Annotated in this window: 12 protein-coding genes; 8 read left to right on the forward strand and 4 right to left on the reverse strand. The window is 60.1% G+C overall.

What is annotated here, in order from left to right; genetic code table 11:
- The first annotated feature begins 39 nt into the window (after positions 1–39).
- From GRAN_RS15285 to GRAN_RS15295, 3 genes are all read left to right on the forward strand, one after another.
- Positions 40–1,599, forward strand: a complete 1,560-nt coding sequence (locus GRAN_RS15285; protein ID WP_128913850.1) for a DUF6600 domain-containing protein — start codon at positions 40–42, stop codon at positions 1,597–1,599.
- A 49-nt stretch (positions 1,600–1,648) separates the two neighbouring features.
- Positions 1,649–3,229, forward strand: a complete 1,581-nt coding sequence (locus tag GRAN_RS15290) for an ArnT family glycosyltransferase (RefSeq protein WP_128913851.1) — start codon at positions 1,649–1,651, stop codon at positions 3,227–3,229.
- A gap of 257 nt (positions 3,230–3,486) precedes the next feature.
- Complete coding sequence (locus GRAN_RS15295) at positions 3,487–4,779, forward strand: OmpP1/FadL family transporter (RefSeq protein ID WP_241654814.1); 1,293 nt, start codon at positions 3,487–3,489, stop codon at positions 4,777–4,779.
- Between the two features lie 78 nt (positions 4,780–4,857).
- On the opposite strand, the gene GRAN_RS15300 is transcribed toward GRAN_RS15295, so the two are convergent.
- On the reverse strand, positions 4,858–6,327 hold the full coding sequence (locus GRAN_RS15300; RefSeq protein ID WP_128913853.1) for an HD-GYP domain-containing protein: 1,470 nt from the start codon (positions 6,325–6,327) through the stop codon (positions 4,858–4,860).
- A 497-nt stretch (positions 6,328–6,824) separates the two neighbouring features.
- Between GRAN_RS15300 and GRAN_RS15305 the strand changes: the two genes are divergently transcribed.
- On the forward strand, positions 6,825–7,262 hold the full coding sequence (locus GRAN_RS15305) for a serine integrase family protein (protein ID WP_128913854.1): 438 nt from the start codon (positions 6,825–6,827) through the stop codon (positions 7,260–7,262).
- Positions 7,263–7,507: 245 nt separating this feature from the next.
- Positions 7,508–8,314: a 16S rRNA (adenine(1518)-N(6)/adenine(1519)-N(6))-dimethyltransferase RsmA gene (gene rsmA, locus GRAN_RS15310; protein WP_128913855.1), complete on the forward strand. Its 807-nt coding sequence runs from the start codon at positions 7,508–7,510 to the stop codon at positions 8,312–8,314.
- On the opposite strand, the gene GRAN_RS15315 is transcribed toward rsmA, so the two are convergent.
- From GRAN_RS15315 to GRAN_RS15325, 3 genes are read right to left on the reverse strand one after another with little or no spacing between them, the layout of a single operon-like run.
- Positions 8,308–8,982, reverse strand: a complete 675-nt coding sequence (locus tag GRAN_RS15315) for a hypothetical protein (RefSeq protein WP_128913856.1) — start codon at positions 8,980–8,982, stop codon at positions 8,308–8,310. The genes rsmA and GRAN_RS15315 overlap by 7 nt on opposite strands.
- Positions 8,979–9,485: a crossover junction endodeoxyribonuclease RuvC gene (gene ruvC, locus GRAN_RS15320; protein WP_128913857.1), complete on the reverse strand. Its 507-nt coding sequence runs from the start codon at positions 9,483–9,485 to the stop codon at positions 8,979–8,981. Before ruvC ends, GRAN_RS15315 begins: the two co-directional genes overlap by 4 nt.
- A gap of 52 nt (positions 9,486–9,537) precedes the next feature.
- Positions 9,538–10,308, reverse strand: a complete 771-nt coding sequence (locus tag GRAN_RS15325) for a thiazole synthase (RefSeq protein WP_128914222.1) — start codon at positions 10,306–10,308, stop codon at positions 9,538–9,540.
- Between the two features lie 435 nt (positions 10,309–10,743).
- Here GRAN_RS15325 and GRAN_RS15330 point away from each other — a divergent pair, with 435 nt between their 5' ends.
- From GRAN_RS15330 to GRAN_RS15340, 3 genes are all read left to right on the forward strand, one after another.
- Positions 10,744–12,189, forward strand: a complete 1,446-nt coding sequence (locus GRAN_RS15330) for a carbohydrate porin (protein WP_128913858.1) — start codon at positions 10,744–10,746, stop codon at positions 12,187–12,189.
- Between the two features lie 200 nt (positions 12,190–12,389).
- Positions 12,390–13,472 (forward strand): glycoside hydrolase family 76 protein, encoded by a 1,083-nt coding sequence (locus GRAN_RS15335; protein WP_128913859.1) that lies wholly within the window; start codon positions 12,390–12,392, stop codon positions 13,470–13,472.
- 263 nt (positions 13,473–13,735) lie between these two features.
- Positions 13,736–15,916 carry an alpha-amylase family protein gene (locus GRAN_RS15340; RefSeq protein WP_128913860.1) on the forward strand — a complete coding sequence of 727 codons (2,181 nt, stop codon included), beginning with the start codon at positions 13,736–13,738 and terminating at the stop codon, positions 15,914–15,916.
- Positions 15,917–15,982 lie beyond the last annotated feature (66 nt).

Raw genomic sequence — 15,982 nt, forward strand, 5'->3', positions numbered from 1 at the left:
CAGAGACGGGCGAACCCGCGATTTTCGAGGTCAATCTCCATGAAGAGCAAGCCGACCCACTCAATGCGCAGGACATCAGCCCTTCGCCTTTCGCTCGTCGCCTCTTTTCTCATCGTCCCCGCGACGCTTCCAGCCCAGGAACAGGCCACCGACACGGCCGCGGAGACCATCGCCACGCAGCCCGCCGTCCCAGCCATCCCCGGCGTCTCGCAGGTCCGTATCGTCCGCCTAAGCCAGGTCAACGGCCCCGTCGAACTCGATCGCGGCAACGGGAAACCCGAGACCGCCTTCGTCAACCTGCCCATCATCGCGGGAGAGCGCCTGCAAACCGGCGAAGGCCTCGCCGAAGTCGAGTTCGAAGACAACAGCTCTATCCGCCTCACGCCTCACACCTCCGTCGAGTTCACCGTGCTCGGGCGAACCGCCACCGGATCGACCACAAGCACCGTCAAGCTCATCAGCGGATCTCTCTACGCCAGCATGGTCAAGAGCAAAGGCACCGACGTCTACTCCGTTCTGGTCGGCAACGAGACCATCGGCCTCACCTCGGCCAGCCACCTCCGCATCGACGCCACCTCCACGACCGCATCCACCGTCACGGTGTTCAAGGGGAACGTCCCCGTCACTGGCTCGGACACCTCGATCACCGTCAACAAGAACAAGACCCTCACCTTCAACCCGTCGGCCGAGTCGCAGCCCACCCTCGCCCGCGCCAACGAAGAGTCTGCCCCCTACGATCTCTGGGATAAGAACTCGGTCGACTACCACTCCGCCCGTGTCGCCTCCTCCCTCGTCGGCTCGGGCTACTCCTACGGCGTCAGCGACCTCAACTACTACGGCTCCTTCTCGAACGTTGGAGGCTGCGGTTCCCTCTGGCGGCCCTATCTCGTAAGTTCCGCCTGGGATCCCTACGGAAGCGGCATCTGGTCCTACTACGGCGGCGCGGGATACTCCTGGGTCTCGCCCTATCCCTGGGGCTGGACGCCCTTCCACTCCGGGAGCTGGCAGTACTGCAACGGCTCCGGCTGGGGCTGGCGTCCCCAGGCAGGCTCCTGGAACGGCCTCGCCAACGGTCCGGCTCTTCGAAACATCAACGGTCCACACTTTCCGCGCCCAATCGCGCCCCACCCGCCCGCACCCGGCCAGCCTACCCTGGTCCCGGTCAACCTGAAATCCATCCCCGTCTCCCATCCCGCAACAGACGGGACCTTCGCCTTCCGCGGCGAATCCGCCGGCCTCGGAGTCCCTCGCGGCGTCTTCAACAACCTCGGCAAACTCTCCCACAACGCCGAGCAGCATGGCTTCGCCCCCACCCCCATCGGGGAAAGCCAGCTACGCCCCGGCGTCGCCCTCGCCAGGTCTTCGGAAATCAACCCACGCACGGGAGTCGCGAACCCACAATCCTTCCGCGCTGACGCCAACAACAGCAATCGCGGAAACATATCCAACTCCAGCCGCTCCAGCTCTTCCTACGAGGGCGCGCGCAACTCCAGCTTCTCCGCCCCGTCACACGTCTCGGCTCCGTCGCCGTCCTTCTCCGCTCCGGCAATGTCAGCCCCGTCGTCAGCCCCAGCCGCATCCTCCGGGGCCCACAAGTAATTCACCCGCCAGGGGAACACTGCGGCCAGCTCGCGCGTATCCTCCCCACATGGCAACCACCGTCGTCCGTCCCGCCGACCCGTCCTTCCGCGACGCCTGGCGTCTTGCCGCTCTCTTTGCCGTCGTCAAAGTCCTCTTCCACATTGCCGCCACCGCCTGGACCATCCACCTCGGCTACGGGTACTTCCGCGACGAGTTCTACTACATCGCCTGTGGCCGCCACCTCGCCTGGGGTTACGTCGACCACGGCCCCATCGTTGCCCTCCAGTCCCGCCTCGCCATCCTCCTCTTCGGAAAATCCCTCTACGGCATCCGCATGCTCTCGGCCTTCGCCGGAGCCGCCCGCATCTTCCTCACCGGCCTCATCTGCTGGGCGATGGGGGGCCGGCGTCCTGCTCAAGCGTTAGCCATGTTCGCCGTCTCTGTAGGCGGCATTTACATCGCCCTCGACAGCTTCCTCTCCATGAACAGCTTCGAATCGCTCTTCTGGATGACCTGCATTTTCGCCCTCATTCTCATCCTCCGCAACGGCAACCAGAAGTTCTGGCTCCTCTGGGGAGCAGCCGCCGGTCTTGGCCTCCTCAACAAGCCGTCGATGACCTTCTTCCTCGTCGCGCTCCTGATCGGCCTATTACTCACCCCGCAACGCCGCCTCCTCCTCAATCGCTGGGCCATCCTGGGCGTTGCCCTCATGTTCCTCATCGTCCTCCCCAATCTTCTCTGGCAGATCCAGAACCACTGGCCCACTCTCGAGTTCCTCGAGAACGGCCGCGCCAGGGGCAAAAATCTCAAACTCGCCCCACTCGAGTTCCTCAAGCAGCAGATCCTCATCCTCGCGCCCGCCACCATCCTCGTCTGGTTCACCGGCCTCGTCTGGCTCTTCCGCAGCCCCCTCGCGAAGCCCTACCGTTGGATCGCCCTGACTTATCTCTTCTTCCTCGCCATCACCATGGCCCTCCACGCGAAGGACTACTATGTCGTCCCCGTCTATCCCATGCTCTTCGCCGCCGGAGCCATCGCCTGGGAGAACTACTTCGCCAAAACCCGTTCCGTCCGCGAGAACCGCGTCTTCGCCTTCCCCATCTTCGAGACCATCATCCTTGCCGGAGCTGCCGTCACCCTCCCCATGGCGATCCCCGTCCTTCGCCCCGCCTCATGGGTCGCCTACGCCAAGGCCATCCACATGTACAACATCACCGAGTCCGAAACCGCCGCCACCGGTCCTCTCCCCCAGTTCTACGCCGACCGCTTCGGCTGGCAGGAGGAGGTCGACATCGTCACCCGTGCCTACAACGCCCTCTCACCCGAAGAGAAGGCCAACGCCTGCCTCTGGGGCTCAAACTACGGCGAAGCCGGGGCCCTCGAGTTCCTCGGGCACAACCTCCCCACCGTCATCAGCGGCCAGAACAATTACTACCTCTGGGGTCCTCATGGCTGTACCGGCAAAGTCATCATCGCCGTCACCCCCACCGCGAACGCCGATCTCATGAGCGAGTACCAGAGCATCGAACTCGTCGGCCACCTCAACAACCCCTGGTCTATGCCCTACGAGCACCGCAACATCTACATCCTGCGCGGCCGCAAAGATCCCATCGCCCCCGAATGGGCCGACCACAAGGACTACATCTAGCCCGCCCAATTGCGGACACCGATGGACGGAAACGAACAGCACTCCCTTTGGACATCTGCCGTCGTATCTTCAGGTCATCAATCAATCGCTGGGCAAATTTTCCCAAAGCGGGACGTTTACCCGAACGGGTAGTCTGCCTCCCCCATAAATGGTATGAGCCGCGCGCCCTGTGCGGACGATGATCACCCCACTATGTTTCATTTCGCGAACTCTCGCCTGCATTCATCGCACCGATCCTTCGCCTCGCCGCTCTTACCCTGTGCGGGGCGTTCGCCACCACCGCCACCCACGCTCAGGGATCCGCCTCACTCGGCAACGGCCTCAGCGCCGCCGCCATGGCACGCGGTGGATCCACCGTTACCGAACATGCCAGCCCGCTCGACGCCGTCGAAGGCAACCCCGCTGGTCTGGCTGGCCTCTCCGCCCGTGGCCTCGACGTCAGCGTCCTCGGCCTCGTCGCTGGTGGAACCTTCAATAACTCTGTCAACCACAACGCCAAGCTTCGCGGAGTCGCCGGAGTCATGCCCTTCGGAGCCTTCGCCACCCCCATCGGCCACACCCCCTGGGTTGCCGCCGTAGCCTTCACGCCTGAAGTCCTCATGCGCGCTAACTGGCACTACAACGACGCCCCCGGAACTGCCGGCGTCACCTACGGCTACCAGAAGCAGGAGACGCAGATCATTGCCGTCCGCTCTTCCCTCGGCATCGCCCGCTCCTTCGGCCCAAAATGGTCCGTCGGCGCGACGGCAGGCATCGTCTATAACCAGAACGACCTCCACGCCCCCTACATCTTCCAACAGGAACCGCATCTCGCCGGCCTCAAGGTCCTCCTGAATCTCACCACCCGTGGCTACGGCTGGAACGGCGGTGCCGGCGTCCAGTTCGCGCCCAATAGCCGTCTCCGCACCGGCCTCTCCTGGAAGAGCGGCACTACCATCCGCACCCAGGGGAATGCCGACGGCTCCGCCTCCGCCCTCTTCACCGCCCTCGGCCTCACCAACGATCCGTCCTTCCACTACCACACACAGGTCCAGAACGACCTCCCCCAGGCTTTCTCCGCCGGCGCATCCTATAAGGTCAACCAGCATGTCACCCTCGCCTTCCAGGGAGACTTCACCGGCTGGCACACGGCCTTCGCCCAGCTTCCCATCACCCTCACCCAGGGGAACAATGCCGTCATCAACTCCGTCGTCGGCGCCGACCACTTCAACGACGCCGTCCCTCTCCACTGGCGCAACCAGGGCACCTTCCATGCCGGAGCCGAGCTACCTGTCACCGAGACAGTGACTGTACGCGCCGGCTACCAGTACGCCGACAATCCCGTCCCCGCCTCAACCCTGCTCCCCCTCACCGCCGCTATCATGCAACAGGCCATCGGCACTGGCGCCGGCTGGACGCACAAGCGTTGGCACTACGACGCCGCCTACCAGGTCCAGCTTCCCGCCACCCAGTCCGTAGGCCAGAGCGCCATCCTCGCCGGCGAGTACGACAACAGCCGCCTCAAAATCTGGACCCAGTCCCTGACCTTAACCGCGCGCATGAAGTTCTAACTCCTCCCCACCACAAACCAAAGAGGCAACGGCCCAAAGCCGTTGCCTCTTAGTCTTTCTACTCCCTACTCCCTGCCGTTACACTTTTACCGCCGCCGCCTGCATCCCAGGCAGCGAGCACCCCATCCCGATCTCCCGTCGATCTTCCTTCGACGGCCAGACGGCCCCGGCCATCACTACCCGCAGCGCCTCAAAGCAGACGGCATCCAGCTTCTTCGGCACATCCTTTTCCATGATCGACGTGATCTTCTCCGGTCCAAGCGCCTCTCGATAAGGCCTCTCTTCGGACAAAGCCCCGAAGATATCCGCCACCGCCAGCACCCGCGATTCGAGCGAAAGATCATCCTCCGTCAACCGGTTTGGATACCCCGACCCATCCAGCTTCTCGTGGTGCTCTCCCGCGATCACCGAGATCTCATCGAACGCCGCAACCCTGCTCAAAATCTGCGCGCTCATCGAAGGATGCCCCTTCACCAGCGCAAACTCCTCATCCGTCAACTTGCCGTTCTTATCCAGAATCGAGTTCGACACACCAAGCTTACCCAGGTCATGCAGAAGCGCCGCCCGCCGAAGCACGAGCATTCTATCCTCCGCTAGCCCCAGCGTATTTCCGATCGCCACCGCCGCATCTCTCACTCCAAGCGAGTGCCGGAACGTAAACGGAGACTTAGCATCGACCACATCCGAAAACGCCTCGCAGATCGAATCAATGTCAGCCGACGAGAGCGCCTTATGCTTGTTCTTATGTAGCTTCATCACCGTCGCATAGGTCTCATCCGCCGGATACCCCGGCAAACACTGCAGCCAAAGATCGCCCGACTTGTGCAGAGCAACCGCTACCGCCGTCAAGTCCGGATCGAACCACCGCTTCTTCCGCTCGATCAACACATCGATCGCCGTCTGCGGCCCCTGGTCCATGCAGAACGCGTCCAGGTGCTGCGCCACGGCCATGATCCGCGAAATCATCGGAATATCCCGGCCCTTGAGCGCAAGCGGATATCCTCCGCCATTCCAATGCTCATCCAGGTGCCGCACCGCTACGGCAATCGTGTCACCGAGCCCGAGCTTGCGCACAATCTGAGCTCCGCGATCGCACCTCAGCTCAATCAACTCGCGCGACGTCTCCTTCTGCCTCGCCGCGATCTTCAGCATCCGCCACCCGCGGCCAAACCTTGAAGCCCCCGGAAGCACCTGCTCCCACAGCAGCTTCACCGTCGCCAGTTCAGGCTTCAGCGGCTGCGTCCAGTCAACCAGCTTCGTCCCGGCCTTAACCGCGCGGTCGTCTCCGCCCACAATCTGGCACATCCGTGCCGAGTTGCTGCTGCATCCCACATCCTTCAGAAGCGAAGCGTAGTAAAGGTCAGAAATCGTCCCATGATCGAGCCCCATAGCCAGCGCGATCCGCACCCCAAGCAGACACGATCGGATCGCATGTCCCGGAACCGCGCCTTCCGTCAGGTCCAGCGCATACGACAGCGCGACCAGGATCTCCTGCAGTGTTGGGTCAGCCGTCTCTTTCGCTTCAAATACCGCGGATGTTCTTCTCAAAATACGCCCCCTGCCGAGGTAGATCTAAGTCCCCGACGACATAATCAAATTGACGCATCCCTGCAAAAAGCTCCGGTTTCTGCAATAACTCCGCAACACAGTTCGCCGTCACCCCCAGATAGGTCTAGGGGTTCGCTCATAAAACACCAGCCTAGCCGTGCGTACTCTGGGAAGCAATCACCACAAGGTTGCAGTGTTTCAAAATGAAATCAAGGTTCCCAACTCGACGACTCAAGAAACTTCCGTGTAGCGGCGAGCGACTAAGTAGCTCATCCCAGTAATATTCCCTCGGGCTATCGAATCCGGTCAGCTGAAGGGAACTGCTTCAGCCGTGCCGCCCAAACTTAATCGAGAACGAGGCTGAGATACGTTTCCCTTTACCGAACTCCGTAAAGCCCCCAGACCGTTTCGTGCCCGCGAACCAAAGCGGCAGACCAGAACTTTGGCGTACAAATTGCACCTTGCAACTATGCACCTACCTTCTGCGGAGGCTTACCATGCCACACTTCGAACGGGTTCGCGACGTTATCTCAGGCCCCTTCAGCCCTGACATCATTCAGCAGCGCACCTCCGCCGGTTGGCGAATGCTCTCCATCGAGTGGCGCCGCGAACTTCCTGGCCTCGAAGCGCCATCCCACGGAGCCTATGCCGACGACATCCCGTACGGTCTCCGCATCTCCGACGACTGCCAGCGCCTCGAGGTCGACCCAGGCGAGAACAACGTCCTCCTCCTCATGATGGAGCTCCTCGCCCAGGACTTCGCCTACTCCGCCATCGTCAGCGACCTAAACGAGAAGGGCTACCGCATGCGCGACGGCAATCCATGGAACCGCATCGCGGTCTTCAACATGATGCCCCGCCTCATCGAAGTAGGCCCGCGCCTCTTCTCCAACCGTGTCAACCTCAAAAAGTTGTCAAGCCCCAAGACCACATAATCTTTTCAATTCAATAGGGATAGTCCCTGTCATAGTGGTTTCGGCCGGTCTTCTATAATAAGCACAGAGAACAGCGACGGAGAATTCATCCGGCTGCTGCGCTCTCATGCCTCATCGGACAAGAGCAGTCGAACTCTAACTCCTGTTTTATGAGGGATTCGCGCGATAAATCCTCGCAAATCGTTCAAAGAGAATGATATGGCCCACTGCACAGGGGGAAGGGGTACCCCCCGTATGACACGCGCATGACATCACCTCGCAAGCCCAAACTCGGTCAGAACTTCCTCGCTGACGACACCGCTCGCCATGCCATCGCCGATGCCATCGGCGACCCTAGCGACCGTACTGTCATTGAAATCGGCCCAGGACACGGCGCCATCACCACGATCCTCGCCCCACGCTGTCGCCGCCTGATCCTGGTTGAACTCGACCGAGCCCTCGCCGCCGAACTCCGCTTCCGCTTTCGCGAAACCCCGTCCGTCGAAGTCATCGAAGCCGACATTCTCACCGTCGATCTCCCAGCCCTTGTTCCCCATGGCGAAACCGCCGACGTGATCGGCAATCTTCCCTACTACATCACCTCGGACATTCTCCTCAAGCTCTTTGCCGCCTCCGCGCATCTCCGGAGAGCAGTCCTGATGATGCAACGCGAGGTTGCCGAGCGCATCGCCGCGTCTCCCGGTGTCCGGGATTATGGTTTACTGTCCGCAACCACACAGCTCTACGCCCGCGTTGACAACCTCTTTACGCTCCCGCCAAGCGCCTTCAATCCGCCACCAGACGTCTTCTCGACGGTCATCCGCCTCGACTTCGCATCCCGCTTCGCCGATCTCGGCGTAGATCCCGCCTCCTTCGACACCTTCCTCCGCCGAGCCTTCGCCCAGAAGCGCAAGACTCTGCGCAACAACCTGCGCGCCGCCAACTGGACCAGCACTCAAATCGAGTCCAACTGGCCAGAAAACCTCCCACCCGAGGCCCGCGCCGAATCCCTCACCCTCGAGCAGATGGCGTCGGTCTATCTAGCTCTGAATCAAAGCCAAGCGCATTATTGAGCAGTCAGGCCAGCCTCTTCAAGCATCTTCGCCGCCCGCAATCGAACCCGCTGCATCAGTTCCGTATCGTTGGCAATGGCCCGAAGGGATGGCGCAATCATTCCCACCTCGCAAGCCTGGTGCCCTTCTAGCATGCTCCCGAGGGAGATCATCTCGGCGTCCAGGCCAAGACGATCGAAACGCCTCTTAAAGTCCAGCCTGCGCCCAATCTCGATCGTAGTCGCCGCAGCCTGAAAAAGGTCAGTCAGCGCCGCAACCTGCTTCACCTCGGAAAAGTTATAAGCGCATTCACCTTGGCCATCGGGTCCTGAATAACTCAGTACCTTATCCCCCGTTTTGGCGATGTTCTTCACCTTCGATTCGCAAACGATCGCGAACCGATCAGCGCCTCGAGCCAGTTCGAAGATCTTCGCGGTGGTCGCATCCGTAAAAGTTATCGAGCGATCGATAACCGGACTAGGCATTGGAGGCAGATCGTCGCCAGCAGCAACCTTCGGAGCCGCAAGCTCCGCGTGGTAACTCGCCTGTCCATTCTCCGCGACCGTGATCTTATACTTCGGAGTCTCGAGCCCAGGTCGATCCTGGCTGTACGAAACCTTGGCTGTGGAGCTTTGCCCACAAGCAACCCGCAAACCAAGCAGAAGAAAGAATCCAACCCAAACCCTCAACGCGCACCCTGCATCGTAAACGTCTGCGCCGTATGCAGATGGCAGATCGCCACAGCCAACGCATCGGCGGCATCCGCTGATTCAGGCGCAACCTCGAGCCCAAGCAGGCGAGTCACCATGAACTGCACCTGCTCCTTCGCGGCAAGCCCATAACCAACCACCGAACTCTTCACTGACAACGGAGCATATTCCGCCACTTCAAGCCCGCAAGTCGCGGCCGCAAGCATCGCCACACCGCGAACCTGACCAAGCTTCAGTGCGGACTTCGCATTGGCCGAGAAGAACACCTCTTCGATCGCCACCACAGTCGGCTCGTGCAGCGTCATCAACGCCACCAGCTCCGCATACACCTGAGCAAGTCGCTGAGGAGTCTTCTCCTTCTTGCTCAGTCGAATCGTTCCCGCAGCCCGATGCAGGAGCTTCGGCATCCGCGCGTCCTTATCCATCTCGACGACGCCATACCCCGTAAACTCGGTTCCACAGTCGATCCCAAACACCCGCATACGCGGAGTTTACCGCATAGCCAGAGCCGGAAGAACCCCGGCATCTCGCAAGCTAACGCGAGATACCCTCCATCGGCGAACTGGCCGACGCATACAGCTTCCGAGGCATCCGTCCAGCCAGCCTGGCCTGATAGCCGCCAATCACCGCATGCCGCATCGCCTCAGCCATCAGAATGGGATCATCAGCCAGCGCAATGGCCGTATTCATCAGCACCGCATCGAACCCGAGCTCCATCGCCAAAGCCGCATCCGAAGCCGTACCAACTCCCGCATCCACGATCAATGGAACCTCGGTAATTAGCTCTCGAAGAATCCTGAGTCCAGTGATGTTCTGCAAGCCCAACCCCGTCCCAATCGGAGCCCCCAGAGGCATCACCGCAGCTGCACCTACGTCGATCAGCCTCTTCGCAAACACAATATCTTCCGTCGTATACGGAAGAACGGTAAATCCCTCCTTCACCAGCACTTTGGTCGCTTCAAGTGTCGCTTGCACATCCGGATAAAGCGTCGCCTGATCGCCAATCACCTCGATCTTCACCCAATCCGAGAGCCCCACCTCACGTCCCAGCCTCGCCGCCCGGATCGCCTCTTCCGCTGTGTAGCATCCCGCTGTATTGGGAAGGAGGAACAGCTTCTTCGGATCCAGAAAGTCCAGCAGCGACTCCTTCGAACGGTCAAGGTTTACCCGCCGCACTGCTACCGTGACCATCTCAGCACCCGAAGCCTCGACAGCCGCCTTCGTCTCCGCGCCATCTTTATACTTTCCTGTTCCCACAATCAGCCGTGAGCGAAAGCTCGTTCCGGCAATCACCAAAGGTTCCATACTGCCCATTCTAAAGACTCCATGCACACACAAAGCAAACGGCCCGACCCCAGAGGATTCTGGTCGGTCGAGCCGTCTGTCGGTGAGCTGTTGAGATTGACTTGAGGCGTCCACACTCGGACATGGGCCTCGGCTAAGACTGCAACTACAGAATGCCAGGACTAGAGCTGGACGCTCTAAGCCTCAGTCACCTCACGTACTGTTGAACTACATTTACCGTCAATTTTCATAGGCTGGACCATCCTCCTTTCCCGTGTAAGCAAAGACTACGCCCGCCCGTTTCCTCACGTCAAGCTGTCTCATCCTGTACCCTGACGAGACACACGACACCGAACGGGAGAGGTAATGAAAGTAATAAAACGGGACGCACTCGCCTCGGTGTGTGCCAAAATTCGTCACTCATTCACATGCCTCAAGCACGATGGATACCATCGCATGCCCTCACATCTCTCTCGATTGATCGCGTTTACCCTGTTGGCTGCATCTCTCACGCGAATTCTTCCGGCTCAGGAATCTGCACAACCGGCAACAGAGGCTCAGACCGATTCTCCCGCTTCCCCTCCCAAACCGGAGGATCCGCCCGCAACGCTCTTCCCGCATTCCGATAAGTCGCGGTTCCTGATCGTCGGGCAGACCAACATAATCTTCCAGGCACATGGGCCATTTCATACCCCGTACAGCGGGCCTAACAGTCTTCTCGGACGCGGGGAATATAAGACGTCTCTCCTGGGAACGCTCTATCTAGGCGCCCAGGTCATCCGTAATCCGAGGGCATCAACAGACTTCCTCATCGACGTTGAATCCTCGGGCGGCAGAGGGATCTCGGAAGCGCTTGGCCTTGGCGGTTTCACCAATCTCGATGTGGTTCGGAACCCATCGCTTGGTTCGAAGCCTTATATCGCGCGGGTTCAACTGCATGAAGTCATTGGCGTCGGCGGAGAACTCACCGAAGCGGAACGTACGCCTTTTTCACTCTCCACCTCGGTGCCAACGCGGCGTTTCGACCTCCGCTTCGGCAAGATGAGCCTGCCGGATGTGATTGATCTGAATAGCATTGGGACAGATAGCCACCTTCAGTTCATGAACTGGACGGTAGACAATAACGGGGCTTGGGATTACGCGGCGGATACTCGGGGGTATACCTATGCCGGGGTGGCGGAATACGACGACAAAATCTGGTCGGCTCGGTATGCGCTTGGGCTAATGCCGACGGTTGCGAATGGGATCGATGTGGACTGGAATGTCCGGCGGGCTCGGGGGGAGAACACGGAGTTTGAATTTCGGAGGACGCCCTTTTCGGCTTTCCTACCGAAAGAGCGGAAGGGGGCGGTGAGGCTGCTGGGATTCGTAAACCATGCAAATATGGGGGTTTACAGGGATTCGATCAAGGCGTTCGAGGCTGGATTGACGAAGGTGCCGGACATTACGGCGCATGCCCCGGGGTCGACGGTGAAGTACGGGGTTGGGTTGAACTTCGAGCAGGAAATTACTGAAAACACTCGTATTTACGGGCGATTTGGGTGGAACGAGGGGCAGCATCAGTCGTTCGCTTACACGGAGGTGGATCAGACGTTCGCGTTTGGGGCGGATTACTTCATGCGTAGGTATGGGCGACCTTTGGATAAGGCCGGTATCACCTTTGTTTCCAACGCGATCAAGAGGGATCATCAGAACTACCTCCGGCTTGGCGGTTTGGGTTTTCTGCTTGGAGATAACGGGTTGAACTATGCGCGAGAGGATATTTTGGAGGGTTATTACAATCTCCACGCGTGGCGGGGGGTGTTTTATGCGCTGGATGGGCAGTTTGTCGAGCACCCGGGGTACAACCAGGACCGGGGGCCGGTGCTGGTTGAATCCGTGCGCATGCATGTCGATTTTTGATGGTGCAGGATGCGGTCCAATGTACGGTAAACGTGGTTAGCGGGCCGGTAGAAAACGTGGTGAAGGGTGCGTCTTTACTGGGTGGATGCGTTTTATGTGCATGTTTTTCCGGACGCTGGTGGTAGAGGGCTTTCCGGGCCCCTGGTTTGTCAAGCGAGACGGCTTTTTGCCCTGAGCAGTGGTTTAATTGGACCGTGCTCATGACGCGTGCTTCCCTCCTCCTCGCACTCTGCTTCTTCAGTCTCTTCGCGCCGGCACAAACTTCGGTTGTGCCGCCTTCGCGGGATGAGGCGTTGAAGCGTCTGCATCCGTCCGCTGTTGCGCTTTTGCAGCTCTACGACAAGAAGACCGGCTTGTTCACGACGACCGGCTGGTGGAACTCGGCGAACGCAGTGACGGCATTGGCGGATGAGTCGCGCATCGCGCGGGACGAGACGGTGCGGTGGATCTTCCCGGACGTGTTTCAAAAGGCTCCGCAGAAGTTTGCGGGATTCCTCAACGAGTACTACGACGACGAGGGCTGGTGGGCATTGGCGTGGATCGATGCCTATGAGTTGAACCCGCATGGGAAACAGGCGAACCAGTACCTGCAGATGTCGGAGTCGATCTTCGACGATATGTCGCATGGATGGGATGACACATGCGGAGGCGGCATCTGGTGGAAGAAGGATCGGCACTACAAGAACGCGATCGCCAATGAGCTCTTCCTTTCGGTCGCGGCGAAGCTGGCTCTGCACACGCGCGGAAAGAAGCAGAACGAGTACCTGGACTGGGCGAACCGGGAGTGGAAGTGGTTCTCGGGTACGGGGATGATCAACGAGGATGGACTGGTGAACGATGGGCTCACCGGCTCGTGCAAGAACAATAAGGGGACGACGTGGAGCTATAACCAAGGGGTCGTGCTTGGAGGGCTTGCGGCGCTCAGCCGGAAGGAGAAGAAGAATCCCGAACTGATCGCGTCGGCGACGCGCATTGCGCAGGCGGCGGTGATCCACCTGACGGACGCGCAAGGGATTCTGCATGATCCGTGCGAGCCGAAGTGCAGCGAGGACGGGGTGCAGTTCAAAGGCATCTTTAACCGCAACCTTGTGCAGCTTCAGGCGGTGGATGGGGATCCGGCGTTCGTACGTTTTCTGGATGCGAATGGCGAGTCAGTATGGTCGAATGCACGGACGCCGGATAACCGGTTCAGTACCGTGTGGTCGGGGCCGCCCGCCGCGGATAATGCGGGAGCGCAGGCGTCGGCGTTGGATGCACTGAATGCGGCTGCGGAGAAGCGGTGATCTTCGATACGAGCCCGACGGAAGGTGCAAGAGCAAGGCTCGATGGTTCGACGGTTTGGCTTCCACCTTCGCCGACGGTGAGACTTTCGGCGAAGATCGGGCACTCGGGTTCGTTGGCTGGTGAGAGAGGCCGGGCAACGCGCATCGGCGTGAGCAGGGCCGACGTGGTCTGACCTCGATTGACACTCCTATTCTGGTTCCATAGCATCGCCTGCAGTTGCGACCCGGCCCTTTGAGGCGGATTGAAGCTTCAAGGAGAGAGCGTGAAGACGACTCGGCGAGACTTCGCCATTATGGGGGCAGGAAGCCTGCTTAGCGGTTTGACTGTCCCTTCCCTGCTCGCATCCACTGAAGCTATTCCCGTCGCGAATAAGGTGCCTGTGTCCGCCGGCCCTTGGTATCGCCGCGTGAAGCGCACAGGGCAGACGAACTTCAACGAGCGCGACCCGCAGAACGCCAACGTGGAGCAGTGGGCCGACTACTGGGCCTCGACCAAGGTGCAGGCGCTGGCACTCTCGGTATCAGGTCCCGTCGCTTTCTATCCGACGAGGATCCCGTATTTCCATCGCAGCAGCTTTCTTGGGGAACGGGACCTCTTCGGCGATTGCGTGAAGGCGGCGAAGGCTCGCGGGATGCGCATCTATGGCCGCATGAGCCCAGATATCCAGTGGATGGACCCCAAGCTCATCGCGGAGCATCCGCTGTGGTTCCGGCACAACCAGGATGGGAGCCTGCAGTCTTCCGCGCCGGATATCGCGTTCACGTGCCAGTTCGGTGGGCACTTCAGCGAGCAGCAGCCTGCGATTATTCGCGAATTGAATGCCAACTACGACATCGACGGCCTTTACATGAACGGGTGGCCCACGATGCAGGTTTGCTACTGCGATAACTGCAGGAAGATCGGCGATCCTCACTCGGCGGAGTACAAAGCTGCGCTGATGGCAAGTGCTGGGGACCTCATCAACCTTTACAAGAGCGTCGTGATGGAGAAGAGCCCACATAACTTCTATAGCTGCAATCTTGGCGGCGGCCTGAAGGAGTCGGGGCTTGATCAGTGGAAGCTTACGCGAGAGGCGCTCTGGTATACGGCCGATAATCAGTCCCGTGCGAGCGTGATCGCGCCTGTGTGGCAGGATGCGCAGCAAGTGAAGTTTGCGCTTGCGCTGATGGGCGATCGGCCGGTAGCCGCAGTCTCGGCGAGTTATGCGCGGGCGGGTGCGATTAGTTGGCGGAATGTCACGGATACCTCAGTGGAGCCGGAGTGCCGCATGGCGCAGACGGCAGCCGCTGGCGGAGTCGTCTGGTATCACTGGCTGGGGCTTGAACAGGGCTTCCAGGAAGACCGCCGCTGGCAGAACCCGGGGCGCGACTTTCTTGCGTGGCACGCGAAGCATGACAAGCACTTTCACAATGTGAGGTCCCTTGCCCGTATCGCTATCGTTGTCGCACCCAAGTCGATGACCGTGTATGAGGCCCCCACCAAAGAGGATAAGACCGACTCGATCGAGGGGATGTACTCGGTGCTCGTCGAGGCGCGCATTCCCTTCGACTTCCTGCATGAAGAGGATCTCACGGTCGAGCACATGCAGCGGTATGCTGCGCTCATTCTGCCGAACGTTGCGTTGCTGAGCAATGCACAGTGCAAGGCGCTGGAAGCGTATGCGGATGGAGGGGGATCGCTGCTGGCTACCTTCGAGACGAGCCTCTATGACGAGACGGGAACGCCTCGCGACGATTTTGCGCTTGGTGAGTTGTTTGGCATCAAGAAGGTTGGAAGCCGACAGCGCTCCGAGCCCAAGTCCGCTGAGTCGATGACTTCGGTTCATCTTCAGTCCGTCAAGAAGAGGAATGCGCTTACGGCCGGCTTTGAAGATACGGAGTGGATAGCCGGGCCTGTGTGGAGTATTCCGCTGGCACCTGTCGCCGACCCGGTGATGACGACGATTCATCCCTATCCGGTGTATCCGCCTGAGGCGGTTTACACACGGCAGCCGCCTTCGGATTCGCCATCGATTGTTGCGCGGGAAAAGGGGCGGGCGCGGCTCGTTTATCTGGCCGGGGATATGGACGCGAGCTACTGGAGGCTGGACAATGTCGACCTTGGACGTCAGCTTACCAACGCGATTCGATGGGTTCTGCGGGATGAGCCTGGGACCGAGGTTGTGGGACAGGGGCTGATGGAGGTGTGTGCCTGGGAGACTGAGTCCGGCTTCGCGATCCACCTGCTGAATTACAACGGACCGAATGCCTTTCGTGGACGCATGCGTACGCCTGTGCCGCTTGGGGCTCAGACGGTGCGCGTGGTGGTGCCACGCGATGTACGGATCAAGACGGCTACGCTGCTTGCCGCGGAGATGCCGGTGAAGTTCCAGCAGCAGGGGCGCACGGTCAGGCTCACCGTGCCTGCCGTGAAGCTTTACGAGGTGGTGGCGCTGGAGGTTTGAGTGGGCAGCAGAACAGAGATGAGCGCAGGCGGTATGGGCGCCCACCTTAGTCGACGATAAGGCTGT

Origin of the sequence: Granulicella sibirica, assembly GCF_004115155.1 — a bacterium.
GTDB classification, from domain to species: Bacteria; Acidobacteriota; Terriglobia; order Terriglobales; family Acidobacteriaceae; genus Edaphobacter; species Edaphobacter sibiricus.

Bases quoted from the DNA above. Each gene is read 5' to 3' on its own strand.
- GRAN_RS15285 (WP_128913850.1), top strand. From the start codon at position 40: ATGAAGAGCAAGCCGACCCACTCAATGCGCAGGACATCAGCCCTTCGC.
- GRAN_RS15290 (WP_128913851.1), top strand. From the start codon at position 1,649: ATGGCAACCACCGTCGTCCGTCCCGCCGACCCGTCCTTCCGCGACGCC.
- GRAN_RS15305 (WP_128913854.1), top strand. From the start codon at position 6,825: ATGCCACACTTCGAACGGGTTCGCGACGTTATCTCAGGCCCCTTCAGC.
- rsmA (WP_128913855.1), top strand. From the start codon at position 7,508: ATGACATCACCTCGCAAGCCCAAACTCGGTCAGAACTTCCTCGCTGAC.
- ruvC (WP_128913857.1), bottom strand. From the start codon at position 9,485: ATGCGGGTGTTTGGGATCGACTGTGGAACCGAGTTTACGGGGTATGGC.
- GRAN_RS15325 (WP_128914222.1), bottom strand. From the start codon at position 10,308: ATGGAACCTTTGGTGATTGCCGGAACGAGCTTTCGCTCACGGCTGATT.
- GRAN_RS15330 (WP_128913858.1), top strand. From the start codon at position 10,744: ATGCCCTCACATCTCTCTCGATTGATCGCGTTTACCCTGTTGGCTGCA.
- GRAN_RS15335 (WP_128913859.1), top strand. From the start codon at position 12,390: ATGACGCGTGCTTCCCTCCTCCTCGCACTCTGCTTCTTCAGTCTCTTC.